15 protein-coding genes and 1 tRNA gene are annotated in these 13,939 nt (G+C 61.8%); 7 read left to right on the plus strand and 9 right to left on the minus strand.

Going from position 1 to position 13,939, the window contains the following annotated elements; translation table 11 throughout:
* Positions 1-68: 68 nt before the first annotated feature.
* The gene (locus tag AB4Z25_RS00250) at positions 69-485 is read right to left on the minus strand and encodes a hypothetical protein (RefSeq protein ID WP_442207793.1); all 417 of its coding nucleotides are present in this window, start codon (positions 483-485) and stop codon (positions 69-71) included.
* 385 nt (positions 486-870) lie between these two features.
* On the opposite strand from AB4Z25_RS00250, the gene AB4Z25_RS00255 reads away from it, so the two are divergent.
* Positions 871-1,263, plus strand: coding sequence for a FliM/FliN family flagellar motor switch protein (locus AB4Z25_RS00255; RefSeq protein WP_442207794.1), 393 nt, complete (start codon positions 871-873; stop codon positions 1,261-1,263).
* A 103-nt stretch (positions 1,264-1,366) separates the two neighbouring features.
* The gene (locus tag AB4Z25_RS00260; RefSeq protein WP_112540640.1) at positions 1,367-1,549 is read left to right on the plus strand and encodes a hypothetical protein; all 183 of its coding nucleotides are present in this window, start codon (positions 1,367-1,369) and stop codon (positions 1,547-1,549) included.
* Positions 1,550-1,580: 31 nt separating this feature from the next.
* Here the strand turns inward: AB4Z25_RS00260 and AB4Z25_RS00265 are convergent, their stop codons facing one another.
* Positions 1,581-2,690, minus strand: a complete 1,110-nt coding sequence (locus tag AB4Z25_RS00265) for a helix-turn-helix transcriptional regulator (protein ID WP_112540641.1) — start codon at positions 2,688-2,690, stop codon at positions 1,581-1,583.
* Between the two features lie 260 nt (positions 2,691-2,950).
* Between AB4Z25_RS00265 and AB4Z25_RS00270 the strand changes: the two genes are divergently transcribed.
* Positions 2,951-3,097 carry a hypothetical protein gene (locus tag AB4Z25_RS00270; RefSeq protein ID WP_162698840.1) on the plus strand — a complete coding sequence of 49 codons (147 nt, stop codon included), beginning with the start codon at positions 2,951-2,953 and terminating at the stop codon, positions 3,095-3,097.
* An 83-nt stretch (positions 3,098-3,180) separates the two neighbouring features.
* Here AB4Z25_RS00270 and AB4Z25_RS00275 read toward each other — a convergent pair.
* The 4 genes from AB4Z25_RS00275 to xylF all read right to left on the minus strand — a co-directional run bounded on the left by AB4Z25_RS00275 (position 3,181) and on the right by xylF (position 6,829).
* Positions 3,181-3,257 (minus strand) — tRNA-Arg (locus AB4Z25_RS00275).
* 170 nt (positions 3,258-3,427) lie between these two features.
* Positions 3,428-4,210 carry an ATP-binding cassette domain-containing protein gene (locus AB4Z25_RS00280; RefSeq protein ID WP_112390230.1) on the minus strand — a complete coding sequence of 261 codons (783 nt, stop codon included), beginning with the start codon at positions 4,208-4,210 and terminating at the stop codon, positions 3,428-3,430.
* A gap of 14 nt (positions 4,211-4,224) precedes the next feature.
* Positions 4,225-5,535 carry a sugar ABC transporter permease gene (locus AB4Z25_RS00285; protein ID WP_112537988.1) on the minus strand — a complete coding sequence of 437 codons (1,311 nt, stop codon included), beginning with the start codon at positions 5,533-5,535 and terminating at the stop codon, positions 4,225-4,227.
* 253 nt (positions 5,536-5,788) lie between these two features.
* Positions 5,789-6,829, minus strand: coding sequence for a D-xylose ABC transporter substrate-binding protein (gene xylF / locus AB4Z25_RS00290; protein ID WP_112390232.1), 1,041 nt, complete (start codon positions 6,827-6,829; stop codon positions 5,789-5,791).
* Between the two features lie 225 nt (positions 6,830-7,054).
* On the opposite strand from xylF, the gene AB4Z25_RS00295 reads away from it, so the two are divergent.
* The 4 genes from AB4Z25_RS00295 (at position 7,055) to AB4Z25_RS00310 (ending at position 11,735) form a co-directional block, all read left to right on the plus strand.
* On the plus strand, positions 7,055-8,290 hold the full coding sequence (locus AB4Z25_RS00295; protein WP_112537987.1) for an ROK family transcriptional regulator: 1,236 nt from the start codon (positions 7,055-7,057) through the stop codon (positions 8,288-8,290).
* 255 nt (positions 8,291-8,545) lie between these two features.
* On the plus strand, positions 8,546-9,955 hold the full coding sequence (locus AB4Z25_RS00300) for a circularly permuted type 2 ATP-grasp protein (protein ID WP_112390234.1): 1,410 nt from the start codon (positions 8,546-8,548) through the stop codon (positions 9,953-9,955).
* Entirely contained in the window at positions 9,955-10,899 is a 945-nt protein-coding gene (locus AB4Z25_RS00305; protein ID WP_112537986.1) for an alpha-E domain-containing protein, read from the plus strand. Before AB4Z25_RS00300 ends, AB4Z25_RS00305 begins: the two co-directional genes overlap by 1 nt.
* Before the next feature lie 11 nt (positions 10,900-10,910).
* On the plus strand, positions 10,911-11,735 hold the full coding sequence (locus AB4Z25_RS00310; RefSeq protein WP_112537985.1) for a transglutaminase-like domain-containing protein: 825 nt from the start codon (positions 10,911-10,913) through the stop codon (positions 11,733-11,735).
* Here the strand turns inward: AB4Z25_RS00310 and AB4Z25_RS00315 are convergent.
* The 3 genes from AB4Z25_RS00315 to AB4Z25_RS00325 all read right to left on the minus strand — a co-directional run bounded on the left by AB4Z25_RS00315 (position 11,683) and on the right by AB4Z25_RS00325 (position 13,836).
* Positions 11,683-12,576, minus strand: a complete 894-nt coding sequence (locus AB4Z25_RS00315) for a transglutaminase-like domain-containing protein (protein ID WP_112515561.1) — start codon at positions 12,574-12,576, stop codon at positions 11,683-11,685. The two genes, AB4Z25_RS00310 and AB4Z25_RS00315, sit on opposite strands and share 53 nt — an antisense overlap.
* A gap of 89 nt (positions 12,577-12,665) precedes the next feature.
* Entirely contained in the window at positions 12,666-13,550 is an 885-nt protein-coding gene (locus tag AB4Z25_RS00320) for a transglutaminase-like domain-containing protein (protein ID WP_112537984.1), read from the minus strand.
* Positions 13,551-13,593: 43 nt separating this feature from the next.
* Positions 13,594-13,836 (minus strand): hypothetical protein, encoded by a 243-nt coding sequence (locus AB4Z25_RS00325; RefSeq protein WP_112537983.1) that lies wholly within the window; start codon positions 13,834-13,836, stop codon positions 13,594-13,596.
* Positions 13,837-13,939 lie beyond the last annotated feature (103 nt).

Consider the following 13,939-nt stretch of genomic DNA (forward strand, 5'->3'; position numbering starts at 1 on the left):
CTTGGGAACGCCGCCGCCAGGCGGCGTTTTCGCGTCTGGGCATATCAGCCGCGGGCTTTTGTTTCCGGTCAGCGAATGCGCGCCTCAATGGCGCGGGCCGATTGGCCACGCAGCGTCTGCAGCGTAGTCATCGGGAAGGTGATCTCCGCCAAGGCGCGGATGAAGGCGCTCTCCTCAGGCTTCGAAAAACGAACGAAAACGCTGCCTTCCTGCTGCCGGATCTGCGCGCAGGTGATGAAAATTTCCGATGTTCCGAGACAGAGATAGAAGTGCGCTGTCAGCTGCTCGATGCCGCGCGCCTGCAATATGGCGCCGGTCTCGCTGATGCTGACGATGCGCACCTGCCGGGCCGTGAAGGACTTCACGCCCTTGACCGGGCAGAGCGCCCGGGCAACCAGATTGACCCGATGATAGGCGGGCTCGGCGCTATCGCCCGCAAAGGCAAGCTGCGACAGGTAGTTGCGGTGGGTGTTCGACTTCAACATGAAATGACTGCGAAAAAGATATTAACGAATTTTTAACCATGTAGCCGCCGCAAGCCGGAAAGGCAACGCGCATTGCGTGTGCCCCGATGCAAAGATGTTGATGATTTCTTGCCCGGAGAGCTGCCGGCCGCGGGCAGGGTGAGTCGGGCAGCGGTTCGCCCGAACGCGGCCGCGGCGGGTCGCCGGCGATGGCCGCTGGCCATGCCCGGACAGGCATTCTGTATCGAAACGGCAAGGCTGCAACCCCGCCGCTGTGGACCGTAACCCTTCGTTAAGGTTGATCGCCTGGCAATTGGAATTTCCGGCCCGTGCCAGGGCTCAAGCACCCTAAAATGGCTGGGCGGCTTTTGGCCGATCCTGATGATTTTCCTTAAGATGGTGTTTTATGTCGAATATTTCCGATGACCTGCCGCCGATCGGACCAGATAGCGCCGGTGACGGCGCGGCCAGAACCGGAGCTGCCTGGCAACGGTTGCGTCAGCATGAGGCAGATCTGCTGTTCTCCGCCGTGCCGCCGGAAGTTGTGGAGGCGCAGCGTCCGGAGCTGCGCAAAAAGGTCAACGACATTCCTGTCGAAATCGAGGTGGTGATCGGGCGGGCGCGTGTTTCGGTTGCTGAGTTGATGCGGGTCGATCCGGGTCACAGCTTCCGGCTGGATAGCCGTTTCGGCGAGCCGGTCGAGCTGCTGGTCAATGGCCGGCTGATCGGCCACGGCGAAATCGTTGCCGATGCCGACGACAATGTCGTCGGCGTGCGGATCGTTCGTCTCGCAGGTTGAGAGCGTTTTCATTGGGGGCAAGTGCATGGGCCATGAGGCCCGCAACGGCGCCGGTCAGGATCGCGGGGGCATCCGGCACGAAGGAAACTGCAAGGAAGACATCATGACGATGCGAGCCTGCATAATGACCGAGAGCCATCTGAAGACGGTGCTCGAAATGTTGCGCGACAAGCCTGAGCTGGGTGATGCGCGATCACTGGTGGAAGCGGCGCTTGCGGAGGTGGAGGCGGTGCGGCAGAGCCATGCCGCGGCCTTTCAACAGGCCGGACGACGGAGGGCGAGGTGAGGTGGCGGCGGGGACCTGGGGGCTTGCCCGCTCAACTCCCCAGCAGCAATGCGGCGAGTGCAACCTGCGAATTGACGCCGAGTTTGGAGTAAATATTCCGAAGATGCGTCCGGACCGTCTCGTAGCTGATCTGATAGGCCGTCGCGACTTCCCGTGGCGTGTTTCCCGAGGCGACGCTGAGAGCGACCTTGATTTCGGTCACCGTCAGTTTCGAGGTTTCCATGAGGGCGTTCTGCCGGTCTTTCAACGGGGCGGCCACCATCGGCTCGGCAATGACAGCAACAGTCGGCCCTTCCAGAAATTCCGTGAATGCGCTCGACTGAAGCCTGACGATGGTCAGGCGATAGCTGCCTTCCTTTCCGTCGCCCTGGAAGATGGCGGTATAGGGACCTCTCTGTCCGTCGTGGCGGGATGCGAGCCACTCGAAGGCCGCCGCCGACTTCTGGCATCGAATGCTGATCCGCCCATCGGCGGCGACGCGAAACGGAAACCCGGCGGCGATGATGTTTTCAGCCGTGCGGTTCGACCAGCGCACCTTGCGTTTGTCCGACACGTAGATGAGGCCGGCACCGATGCTGTCGAACAACGTTCGCAGCGCCTGATTGTCAGGCGCAAGCAGGTCGCGCTTGCGGATGAAATCGAACGCGCGCTTCAGGTGAGGGGCAAGCAGGGTGTAGCGCTCGGCCGCCTTCCTGTTGCGCACGGGATCGGAGGAGGAGGTTGCTGTCGAAAGAATGAAGGTGCGGGCTTCTTCACGGATGATGGAGACGCCGATACTGGTTTCGCAGCCCGCCTGCCGCTTCAGCCAGTCATTGTAGAATTCGGTCTTGACGAGGTTCTTTCGGGCAAAGATATCCTCGCCGCACAACCCGCGGCCGACCGGCACCAGGCCCATGCGCGGGATCCACGGATTGACCGACGCGAAGTGATTGCTGAACTGATCGACCTCGTCCTTGGTGAAGCCTGAAATATAGGGAACGTGGGCAACCGGCGAGGCAAGATCGTGGTAGTGCAGGGCAGCCTTGCCATCGGGAGAAGTCTTGGCGACGGCATCCAGAAAGCCCTGCCAGCTGCATTCGCCGAACAGGCTTCCGTAAATCATATCGATCAGATGAATGGCGGCATCGGCAGGCTGCGGCATTTCTCAGGCTCGCAAAACACAAGAACACGTCTTGGATGTCGCAAATCGGCACGGGATTGACCAGCCCTTCAAAAGAAGATGGTCACATGGCCGTCCGGTCATCGGATGGCCGCACGGCGCCAGGTGCGCCGCCCATACTCCAGGTGGAGCATGCCCTGCACGCGAAGGCGCTGTAGACCGACAAACGGGCGGGGTTTGCGAACGGACGGGTCTGTCCGGACGCTTCCCTTGCGCCCGTCTATCAAGGGGAAGGGGATACAATGAAACTCAGATATTCGCTCGCCGTTCTGATCGCTTTCGGACTGGCCGGATGCCAATCGATCCTGAAGGAAGAGCCCGCAAAGGGAACGCTACCGACCGGAAAGAAAGTCCTTGTCGATGACGGCACTGCCCGCCCGGACAGGTGAAACAGGTGACCGGCGCCACAGCCGGAAATCCGCGCATCAAGGAATGCGTGCCAATGCCGAAGGGGTGATGTCCGAGAAATGATTGGCGCACCCGACAGGATTCGAACCTGTGACCTTTGGAATCGGAATCCAACACTCTATCCAGCTGAGCTACGGGTGCATGCCGTGGCGGTTTGAATCGCCTGTCCGATGTGGTGGTTCTTAGCCTAGCTTTCGGCGCTCTTCAATCGCCAAATGGCGAAATCGGCGGAATGGCTGGCGGTGTCACCGGAATTCTAAGGAAAAGCCCGCCGGGCTTTGGCGCGGCGGGCTTTCTGTTGTGCTGATGTCTCAGACCTGCATGGCGCCGGGGCCGGGGATGGCCTTGGGCGGGACCTTGCCGAGGATGATCATGCCGAGGACTTCGTCCTTGGTGACGTCTTCGGTGCGGGCGTGGCCGACGACCTGGCCGTTCTTCATCACCGAGACGCGGTCGGCGAGGTCGAAGACGTCGTGGATGTCGTGGCTGATCAGGAAGATGCCGATGCCTTCCTTCTTCAGCTGCTTGATCAGCTCGCCGACCTGCGCGGTTTCCTGGGGCCCGAGCGCTGCCGTCGGCTCGTCCATGATCAGGATGCGGGCGTTGAAGAGGATCGCGCGGGCGATCGCCACCGATTGCCGCTGGCCGCCCGAAAGCGCTTTCACCGGCTCCTTGAAGCGGCGGAAGTTCGGGTTCAGGCGTCCCATCACCTCGCGGGCCGAGGCTTCCATGGCGACGTCGTCGAGCGTGCCCCATTTGGTGCGGATTTCGCGGCCGAGATAGAGGTTGGCGGCGGCATCGACATTATCGGCGACGGCGAGCGTCTGGTAGATCGTCTCGATGCCGTATTTCTTGGCATCGCGCGGATTGCGGATATCTGCCGGTTCTCCATTGATCAGGATGTCGCCCGAGTCGCGCTTGTAGGCGCCTGAGAGGATCTTGATCAGCGTCGACTTGCCGGCGCCGTTATGGCCGAGCAGGGCGACGACTTCGCCGGGGTAGAGATCGACCGAGGCGTTGTCGACGGCGTGGATACCGCCGAAGGAGATCGAGATATTCTTCAGTTCCACAAGGGGAGTGCGTTGTTCAGTCATGAGTCGTACTCCTCTTACTTCGCACGCGAGCGGTAGACCGTGTCGAGCCAGACGGCAACGACGAGGACGGCACCGACCACAACGTTCTGGATGGGGGTATCCACATTTGCGAGACCCATGCCCGACTGCAGCGACTGCATGACGAGCGCGCCGAGCATGGCGCCGGCGACCGTGCCGGTGCCGCCTGCAAGCGATGTGCCGCCGATGACGGCCGCGGCAATGGTATAGAGTTCGTAGGTCGTGCCCTGCGAGTTCGCCGCCGCGTTGAGGCGGGCGGTCGAGATCGCAGCGGCAACGGCGGCGAGGAAGCCCATCAGCGCGAAGATCTTGACGGTGACCCAACGGGTCTTGATGCCGGCAAGTTCGGCCGCTTCAGGGTTGCCGCCGATGGCGAAGACATAGCGGCCGAAGCGCAGGCGGGTGGCGATGAAGGTCATGACGATGCCGACGAGAACGGCGATCAGCACCGGCACGGCGATGCCGTAGGAGATGAACAGTCCGGTCTCGGGCCAGGCGATGGCATGGGCTTCGGCATATTTCTTGGCGATCGCCACCGGCCAGTAATAGATGGTCGAGACCCAGATGGCGCCGAGCACCAGCGCGCAGCCGAGAACGGCCAGGAAATACTCCGCCCAGAGCGGGCGGCGCGGGAAATTGAATCGCTTGCGCTGGTGGCGCGAGCCGATGATGCCGATGACGATCAGAAGGCAGGCGACAAGCCCGATGATCCAGCTCCAGGTGGCGCCGACAGCACCTTCCGCACCGCCGCCCATGATGCGGAAAGTGGTGTCGAGGGGGGCGACCGTCTGGCCCGAGGTGACATACCAGGCAAGGCCGCGCCAGGCGAGGAAGCCGCCGAGCGTGACAATGAAGGAGGGCACGCCCATGAAGGCGATGATGACGCCCTGGAAGAGGCCGATCAGCGTGCCGGCGATGAGGCCCGCGGCCAGCGTGATCACCCAGGTCCAGGAATTGTCGAAGCCCAGATATTGCGGCAGGAATTTCGCCTGGACGACGCCCATGATCATCGCGACGAGGCCGAGCATGGAGCCGATCGACAGGTCGATGTTGCGGGTGACGATCACAAGCACCATGCCGGTCGCGAGAACGGCGATTTCCGTCGTCTGGACCGAGAGGTTCCAGAGGTTGCGGGGGGTGAGGAAAAGCCCGTCGGTATAGAGATGGAAGCCGATCCAGATGACCAGCAGTGCTGCGACCATGCCGAGCAGGCGCGTGTCGATCTCGGTGGCGCGCAGGAAGCGCGTGATGGGGTTTGCGTCCGCGGTGCGCGGATGACCCGGTGAGGATTGCGTGATGTCTGCCATGGGTTTGCCGTTCCCCCATTGTTTGGGCCCTGGCCGGGTGCCCGAAAAGCCCAGCCTGAGGATGCCCTGTTCTTCGAAATGACCACCGGGATGCTTCCGGAATAGCCGCGTCGGTGACGGCGTTATTCTGGCAGGGAATTAAAGCGTTCGCGGGGCGTTGCGAGGCGGGGAGGCTTCTGAAAGATGCCTGCATCCGCATCCGGCGCCGCAGCGGAAACGCTGCGGCGCCGGCTTGTTGATCAGCTTACGAGGATTAGTCGCAGGCCTTGACGCTGCCGGCCTTGACGCCCTGGCAAGCTTCAGCCTTGGAGATCCAGCCGGCGTCGATGACGACGTTCAGGTTGTCCTTGGTGATGGCCTGCGGCTTCAGGAAGATCGACTGCATCTTCACCTTCTTCGGGCCGCCGTCGAAGGTGGTAACGCCCTGGATTTTGTCCATGGTCGTGCCGCCAGCGAGGTCGAGCGCGATTTCAGCAGCGCGCTTGCCGAGTTCGCGGCTATCCTTCCAGACGGAAACCGTCTGGGTGCCGAGCGCGATGCGGTTCAGAGCGGCCTTGTCGGCGTCCTGACCGGAAACCGGTACGGTGCCAGCCATGCCCTGTGCGTCGAGAGCGGCAACGGCGCCACCGGCAGTGCCGTCGTTCGAAGCAACAACGGCGTCAACCTTGTTGTTGTTCGCGGTCAGGAACTGTTCCATGTTGCGCTGTGCGTTCTGCGGCAGCCAGCCGTCGGTATAGGCTTCGCCGACGTTCTTGATCTTGCCGGCGTCAACTGCAGCCTTCAGAACTTCCATCTGGCCGGCGAACAGGAAGTCCGCGTTCGGGTCCGACGAAGAGCCCTTGATGAAGACGTAGTTGCCTTCAGGCTTGACCTTGAAGACGCCTTCAGCCTGCAGGCGGCCGACTTCCTTGTTGTCGAAGGTGATGTAGAACGCAGCCGGATTTTCGATCAGGCGGTCGTAACCGACGACCGGAATGCCTTCGGCAGCAGCCTTTTCGATGGCCGGGCCGATTGCGTCGGAGTCCTGGGCCAGAACGATGAGGGCGTTGGCGCCCTGCGAGATCAGCGATTCGACGTCGGTCAGCTGTTTGGCAGCGGAAGACTGCGCGTCAGCGGAAATGTACTTCGCGCCCTTGGCTTCCAGCGCCTTCTTGATGGCTGCTTCGTCGGTCTTCCAGCGCTCTTCCTGGAAGTTCGACCAGGAAACGCCAACGACGAGATCGGCCGCCATGGCAGCCGTGTGCACGGAAACGAGGATGGCGGCACCCGCCATCAGCTTCATAATAGACTTCATAAATTATCCTCCCGAGTGATAAGCGGCCAGCCCCAGCCAGTGGTTCCTCCAGCCGCCGCGGATCACTGTCGAGCAACAATGCATTATTTTCTCGACAGTCGAGAAATTAAGTGTCAGAGATTTTTTCAACTGTCAACAGGCCACTACCAGCAGAATCATCCATCACGCATAAGTTGTTGGAGATGGCCTGTGAAACGAGGGCGGAAGCGGGGGAAGGGCGGCTTTATGCTGACCAAATCGAGCACGGAGTCGGTCCGGCAAAGGAATAGCGGGCTGGTTCTCGCTGCCCTGCGCCGCCACGGCGCGCTCGCGCATACCGAGATATCCGACTTCACCAAGCTGTCGTCGGCGACCGTTTCGGCGATCACGGCGGATCTCGAGAAGTCGGAGATCATCGAGCGTTCCGAGCAGCAGGCGGCGAGCGGCCGCGGGCGGCCGCGCGTGCTGTTCAGGCCGCGGCGCGACTGCGGCTATCTGATCGTCGTCATCATTTCATCCGATGCCGTGCAGTTTTCGCTGGTCGATTACGCCGGCAAGCTGATCGACCGTTTCAGCGAGGGGCGCTCGCATGATCCGGCCGGAGCTGCGGTTTTTGCCGAAGCCATCAAGGAAGGTCTCGCCCGCATTCTCGAGCGGTCGCGGATTGCCCAGGAGCGGGTGCTCTTGATCTCGATCAGCAGCAAGGGGCTGGTCAATGCCGCCGAGCCGGTGCTGCTGTGGTCGCCTATCTTCGGCACCGACCAGATCGATTTCGAGACGCTGCTGCGGCCGGAGTGGCGGGCGCGGGTGATCCTCGACAACGAGACGCTGCTGGTTGCCGCTGCCCTTGGCGCGCATGAGGAGAATGTGAAAGGGGCGGATTTCCGTTCGCTCGCGGCTCTCTCCCTCGGCCACAGCATCGGCCTCGGCATCGTCCGGCGCGGAGCCGATGGCGGGCAGGAAATCTCGGCGCCGAATTTCGGCCATATGCTGCATCTGGCGAATGGCGGGCTCTGCCGCTGCGGGTCCAAGGGCTGTATCGAGGCGCATGCCGGCTTCTACGCCATCCTGCGCACCGCCTTCGAAGTGCCGCTCGATACCATTCCCGCCAAGTTCGTCCCGGTCGGGGAACTCGACAAGATTGCCGCCCGCGCCCGTCAGGGCCACCGCATGTCGGCCTTTGCCTTCCGGCAGGCCGGACTTGCGCTCGGCAATGGCCTGTCGCGGATGCTCAGCCTCACTGAACGCATGCCGGTGGCGATCACCGGGCCTGGGACGCGCTACTACGATCTGCTGCGGCAGGGCATCGAGGAGGGGCTGGGGCAATCGCATGTGGTGCGTATGGAGGGGATGCCCGAACTGCGCGTCGTTGCCGACGAGACCAACCTGGTTTTCGGGGGGCATCTCGGCCGCGCGCTGGCGCTTCTCGACGAGGATATTCTGGGTGGCGTCAGCCAGGTGGGATTGGAGCGGTCGGCTTAGGGCCACCTTTCGCTTTCCAGCTGCTGCCGAGAATTGAATCGGGTTCTCGACCGTAAAATCATCAATTGCTTATATTTTGTGCCGGCGGTGGCGATTGAAACTTTTGCGCATCACGCCATCCTTCTCTAAATGCCCAGTTTTTCGGCGCTTTTCGGGGTTTCAGACGATTTTACGAATCTTGCCCGCGAACTGAGCATGGTTCTTGCATTGCCATTTGCGTTGTATTCAAATGAACAAAAAAGGGGAGCCACACCTTTGGCATTTGATGAAATGATTACCGGGGACGAAAGTCCGCGTCAGCCATATGAGAAATACTTCGAGTGGTACAATGCCCAGGACAGGGCGCATCTGATTGCCAAATCCCGCGATGCGGAAAACATCTTCCGGAAAACCGGCATCACCTTCGCAGTCTACGGACATGCAGACTCCTCCGAAAAGCTCATCCCCTTCGACATCATCCCCCGCATCATCTCAGGAAGAGAGTGGCGCAAGCTCGCTCAGGGCATCGAGCAGCGCGTCATCGCGCTGAATGCCTTCCTCGACGATATCTATCACAAGCAGGAGATCATCCGCGCCGGGCGTATTCCCCGCGAGCTGATCGAGAACAACGTCACCTTCCTGCCCGAGATGATCGGTTTCCGGCCGCCGGGCGGTGTCTATACGCATATTGTCGGCACCGACATCGTGCGCACCGGCGAAGACCAGTTCTACGTCCTCGAGGACAATGCGCGTACGCCTTCCGGTGTCAGCTACATGCTGGAGAACCGGGAGACGATGATGCAGATGTTCCCGGAGCTGTTCCACGAGAACAAGGTGCAGCGCGTCGAGGACTATCCCTATCTGCTGCGCCAGAGCCTGGCATCGTTGGCGCCTCCCGGCTGCAAGGGCAGGCCGCGTGTAGCCGTGCTGACGCCGGGCATCTACAACTCGGCTTATTACGAGCACTCGTTCCTGGCCGATACGATGGGCGTCGAGCTTGTCGAGGGGTCGGACCTGCGCGTCATCGACGGCAAGGTGAAGATGCGCACGACGCGCGGCTACGAGGCGATCGACGTTCTCTACCGCCGCGTCGATGACGACTTCCTCGATCCGCTGACTTTCCGCAGCGATTCCGCGCTCGGCATTCCCGGCATCATGGATGTCTACCGCTCCGGCAACATCACCATCGCCAACGCGCCGGGCACCGGTATCTGCGACGACAAGGCGATCTATTCCTACATGCCGGAGATCGTCGAGTTCTATACGGGTCGCAAGTCGATCCTCGAGAACGTGCCGACCTGGCGCTGTTCGGAACCGTCGAGCCTGAAATATGTGCTCGAACATATCGAGGAGCTCGTCATCAAGGAGGTTCACGGCTCCGGCGGCTACGGCATGCTGGTCGGTCCGACCGCATCCAAGAAGGAGCGCGCCGATTTCGCCGAGAAGCTGAAGGCGCGGCCGAACAACTATATCGCGCAGCCGACGCTGTCGTTGTCCACGGTACCGATCCTTGTGAACAAGGGGATTGCACCGCGCCATGTCGACCTGCGTCCCTATGTGCTGGTTTCCGACAAGGTACAGATCATTCCGGGCGGACTGACCCGCGTGGCGCTGAAGCAGGGTTCGCTGGTGGTCAATTCCAGCCAGGGCGGCGGCACCAAAGACACCTGGGTACTGGAGGACTGATGCTCGGAAGAACTGCAAACGGCCTCTACTGGATGTTCCGTTACATCGAGCGCGCCGAAAATATCGCGCGTCTCGTCGATGCCGGTCTGCGCATGTCGCTGACACGCAGCGGGACGGGTGATGACAATTGGGACGGCGTGCTGCAGAGCGCGGGCGTTCGCGAGGCCTATGACGAGGGCCATTCGAAGCTGACGAGCGCCGATGCGATCGATTATCTGCTGCGCGATCTCTCCAATCCGTCGAGCGTCATGGCCTGCATCGACAGCGGCCGTAACAATGCCCGTATGGTCCGCACGGCGCTGACGCGCGAGACCTGGGAGGCGACCAACGAATGCTGGATCGAGCTGAAAACGCTGCTTTCGAAGCGGCTGAAGGCGGCGGAGCTGCCTGAAGTCATCGATGTCATCAAGCGGCGGGCAGGGCTGATCCGCGGTGCGTTCCACGGCTCGATGCTGCGCAACGAGCTCTACAACTTCGCGCGCATCGGCACTTTCATCGAGCGCGCCGACAACACGGCGCGCATTCTCGACGTGAAATATTACGTGCTGCTGCCGTCGGTTTCGCAGGTGGGGTCGTCCGTCGATAACGTGCAGTGGGAATCGATCCTGCGCTCGGTCTCGGCGCACCGGTCCTACAGCTGGGCCTATGACGACGAGTACCGGGCGGCGAATATTGCCGACTTCCTGATCCTCAACGGGCAGATGCCGCGGTCTCTCGCCTATTGCTACGAGAAGGTGGTCAGCAATCTCGGCTATATCTCGCGCAGCTATGGCGGCGAGCGGCTGAGGGCGCATGAAACCGCGGATGCCATCCGCGCTTCGCTGCATTCGCGGGCGATCAAGGACGTGATCGATCAGGGGCTGCACGAATTCCTCGAGGAGTTCGTTAACCGCAACAATTCGCTCAGCGTCGAGATCACCAACGGCTACCGGTTTTATGTTTAGGCGGTGAAGAGATGAGACTGAAGATTAGCCACGTCACCGAATACCGCTATGACGAACCGGCGCAATTCTCGTTGCAGCGGCTGCGGCTGACACCGCCGAGCGGTTTCGGACAGGTCGTCGTCAACTGGTCGCTCAATGTCGAGGGTGCCACACCCGAAGTCGAGTATGACGACCAGTTCGGCAATCACGTCAATCTGGTGTCGCTGGAGGGTGCGCAGAAGGTGACGCGGATCGTTGCCGAAGGCGAGGTCGAGACCGATGACCGCAATGGCGTCACCGGCCCGCATACCGGCTTCTGCCCGCTCTGGCTGTTTCTGCGCGATACGCCGCGCACCAAGCCTGGCAAGCTCATCAGGGAACTGATCAAGGGCGTCAGCGGCGACAACGAACTCGCCCGCATGCATGCGCTGATGGCAGCGATCCACGAGGCCGTCGATTACAAGCCGGGCACCAGCGACAGCGAAACCACCGCCGAGCAGGCGATGGAGCGAAAGAGCGGCGTCTGCCAGGACCACGCCCACATCTTCGTTTCGGCCGCCCGCGCGCTCAAAGTGCCGGCACGCTACGTCTCCGGCTATCTGATGATGGAAGAGAAGGTCGAGCAGGCGGCAACGCATGCCTGGGGCGAGGCCCACATTCCCGGTCTCGGCTGGGTCGGTTTCGATCCGGCAAACGAGATCTGCCCCGACGCCCGCTACGTCCGCACCGCATCTGGCCTATGCTACCGGGATGCTGCACCTGTCTCCGGCATGCGCATCGGCATGCCGGGCGAGACGCTGACGGTTACGGTGAAGGTGGAAGATAAGGCGCAGGGGCAAAGCCAGAGCCAGAGTTGATGGCCGCACCCGGCGGCGGCGCGATATCGCCGGCGGCCGGGATCTCGTCGGTGACGACCTCGAATTGCGCAAGCTTCGCGGGACCGAAAGCGGTCGATAGGGCAACGTCGGTCGCGTCGCGGCCGGTCGCCATCAGGATTCGTCCGATGCGCGGGGTATTGTGGCGTGCGTCCACCGTGTGCCAATGGCCGCCGAGATAGACCTCAAACCAGGCGCTGAAGTCCATCGGCGCGGGATCCCTGGGAACGCCGATATCGCCGAGATAGCCGGTGCAATAGCGCGCCGGGATGTTCATGCAGCGGCAGAGCGTGATGGCGAGATGTGCGAAGTCGCGGCAGACGCCGGTTCTGTCCGTGTAGCCGCCATGCGCGGTTCGCAGCAAGTCGGCGTTCATGTAGTCGAAGCGGATATGGCCGTGCACGAAATCGGCGATCGCCTGGACCCGCGCCCAGCCGAGCGGCGTGCCGGAAAAGGTCTTCCAGGCAAAATCGGCAAGCCTGTCGGTGTCGCAGTAGCGGCTGCCCAGCAGGAAGACCAGGACGTCATCGGGGAGATCCTTGATGTCGTGCTGTGCGGCATCGACAGGCACGAGATCCGGCTGGCCGCTATCGTAGATGTCGAATTCGGTCGAGATCGTCGTCAGCCCCGCCGGGGCGACGATGCGCGTGCAGGCGTTGCCGAACGTGTCGGTATAGCCCCAGGCATCGATCGGCTGATTGAACGATAGCGGTTGCTCCGTCAGCAGGTCACCCCGCCGCGAGGGATGGATGTTCAGCACCAAAAGCATCGGGGTGGGCTGAACGCATTCATAGCCAATCGTAAAACCAGCGTGGATCTTCATGGAATGTCCTTTGCGGAGCGGGTTGACACCCGGCAGCGGGCCATCTGGGAACGCCACTGCAGTCGATCGGTTCCATGGCGCCAATGCTTCTAGGACGGTCCGGGCTCAGTGGTGACATTGACCTGCACGGTCATGTCGCCGAAATCGCCGGCATCGCCATCATAGCTGCCCCATAGCGGGATGGCCTGAACCGGGTCGCGCGCGACGCCGACACGGATGAGATCCTGGTTTCCGACGATGCCGTTGGTTGGGTCGAACTCGACCCATCCGGCGCCCGGGAGATAGACCTGGCACCACGCATGCGTCGAGCCGCCGCCGAGAGTCGTCGAGCCATCGCGGTCGGGCACATAGATGTAGCCAGTGACGAAGCGGGCCGCGAAGCCGAGCGAGCGGGCTGCCTCCATCATCAACAGCGCGAAGTCGCGGCAGGTGCCCTGGCGCTTCTGCAATGTCTGAACGGGGGTCTGCGTCCCGCGCTCGACGCGGCGCGCGTAGGAGAAGCTCTGGCGGATCGCGTAGCAGAGCGTCATCAGGATATGCCCTGTACGCGCCGCCGGCTCGGTGCCGACGAATTGGCGTGCCCAATGCGCAACCTCATTTTCGGGGTCGGGGTAGCGGCGGATAATCGTGCAATCGAGATCCGGCATTTCCTCCTCGTCATAGGCGAAGGGATAGGTCAGAGCCTCAGTGTCGATCTCCAGATCGAGAGGGACCTGCGCGGTGTGATCCAGGCGGATGTTGGTCTCGAAACGCAGGTGATCAGACGGTCCGGCCATGTCCACAAGGGCGATACAATTGCCGAAGACATCGTGGATCCAGCGAATGTTGGCGGGCTTGGGCATGATCGCAATCGTCGCATCAAGGAGGCGCTGATCGAAGCTGTCGCGCGGCCGGAACAGCACGCGATGCTGGCCGAAGGTGACAGGGCGTTTGTAGCTATAGTGCGTTACGTGTCTGACGGCGTAGACGGTCATGGTGCCCCTGTCTGCCGGATTCGAGCAGAGGCAGGAGCCGCCGCTATTCGAATTCCGGTACCTGCCCGGACTGAAACAGGATCACCGAGGGTCCTGCTTCGCCGATCGCCACATTGGATTCACGCGTCCACACGACCACGCCGGCGTAATCGTTGACGAGCGTCTGGGCGACATAGACTGCCGTGTCTTCCTGTTTCATCCGGCGTGGTTCGAAGGCCGGTGTCAAACCACCTTCGGAATCCCTGTTGAAGGCACTCAGCACAATCAGCTTTCGTATTCCGGGCATGGCGCTCTCCATGACCGCTAACGGTTCTGGCTCTGGTTCGTTCCAGATAGGCTTTCCGCTCACAAAGAAAAGGCGGAGCTTTCGCCCCGCCTTCCATCACGTT

Origin of the sequence: Rhizobium sp. RAF36 (assembly GCF_052114105.1) — a bacterium.
Classification (GTDB): domain Bacteria; phylum Pseudomonadota; class Alphaproteobacteria; order Rhizobiales; family Rhizobiaceae; genus Rhizobium.

Excerpts from the sequence above, each read along its gene's own strand:
- AB4Z25_RS00250 (WP_442207793.1), bottom strand. The coding sequence starts at position 485 with ATGTTGAAGTCGAACACCCACCGCAACTACCTGTCGCAGCTTGCCTTT.
- AB4Z25_RS00255 (WP_442207794.1), top strand. The coding sequence starts at position 871 with ATGTCGAATATTTCCGATGACCTGCCGCCGATCGGACCAGATAGCGCC.
- AB4Z25_RS00260 (WP_112540640.1), top strand. The coding sequence starts at position 1,367 with ATGACGATGCGAGCCTGCATAATGACCGAGAGCCATCTGAAGACGGTG.
- AB4Z25_RS00265 (WP_112540641.1), bottom strand. The coding sequence starts at position 2,690 with ATGCCGCAGCCTGCCGATGCCGCCATTCATCTGATCGATATGATTTAC.
- AB4Z25_RS00270 (WP_162698840.1), top strand. The coding sequence starts at position 2,951 with ATGAAACTCAGATATTCGCTCGCCGTTCTGATCGCTTTCGGACTGGCC.
- AB4Z25_RS00280 (WP_112390230.1), bottom strand. The coding sequence starts at position 4,210 with ATGACTGAACAACGCACTCCCCTTGTGGAACTGAAGAATATCTCGATC.
- AB4Z25_RS00285 (WP_112537988.1), bottom strand. The coding sequence starts at position 5,535 with ATGGCAGACATCACGCAATCCTCACCGGGTCATCCGCGCACCGCGGAC.
- xylF (WP_112390232.1), bottom strand. The coding sequence starts at position 6,829 with ATGAAGTCTATTATGAAGCTGATGGCGGGTGCCGCCATCCTCGTTTCC.
- AB4Z25_RS00295 (WP_112537987.1), top strand. The coding sequence starts at position 7,055 with ATGCTGACCAAATCGAGCACGGAGTCGGTCCGGCAAAGGAATAGCGGG.
- AB4Z25_RS00305 (WP_112537986.1), top strand. The coding sequence starts at position 9,955 with ATGCTCGGAAGAACTGCAAACGGCCTCTACTGGATGTTCCGTTACATC.
- AB4Z25_RS00310 (WP_112537985.1), top strand. The coding sequence starts at position 10,911 with ATGAGACTGAAGATTAGCCACGTCACCGAATACCGCTATGACGAACCG.
- AB4Z25_RS00315 (WP_112515561.1), bottom strand. The coding sequence starts at position 12,576 with ATGAAGATCCACGCTGGTTTTACGATTGGCTATGAATGCGTTCAGCCC.
- AB4Z25_RS00320 (WP_112537984.1), bottom strand. The coding sequence starts at position 13,550 with ATGACCGTCTACGCCGTCAGACACGTAACGCACTATAGCTACAAACGC.
- AB4Z25_RS00325 (WP_112537983.1), bottom strand. The coding sequence starts at position 13,836 with ATGCCCGGAATACGAAAGCTGATTGTGCTGAGTGCCTTCAACAGGGAT.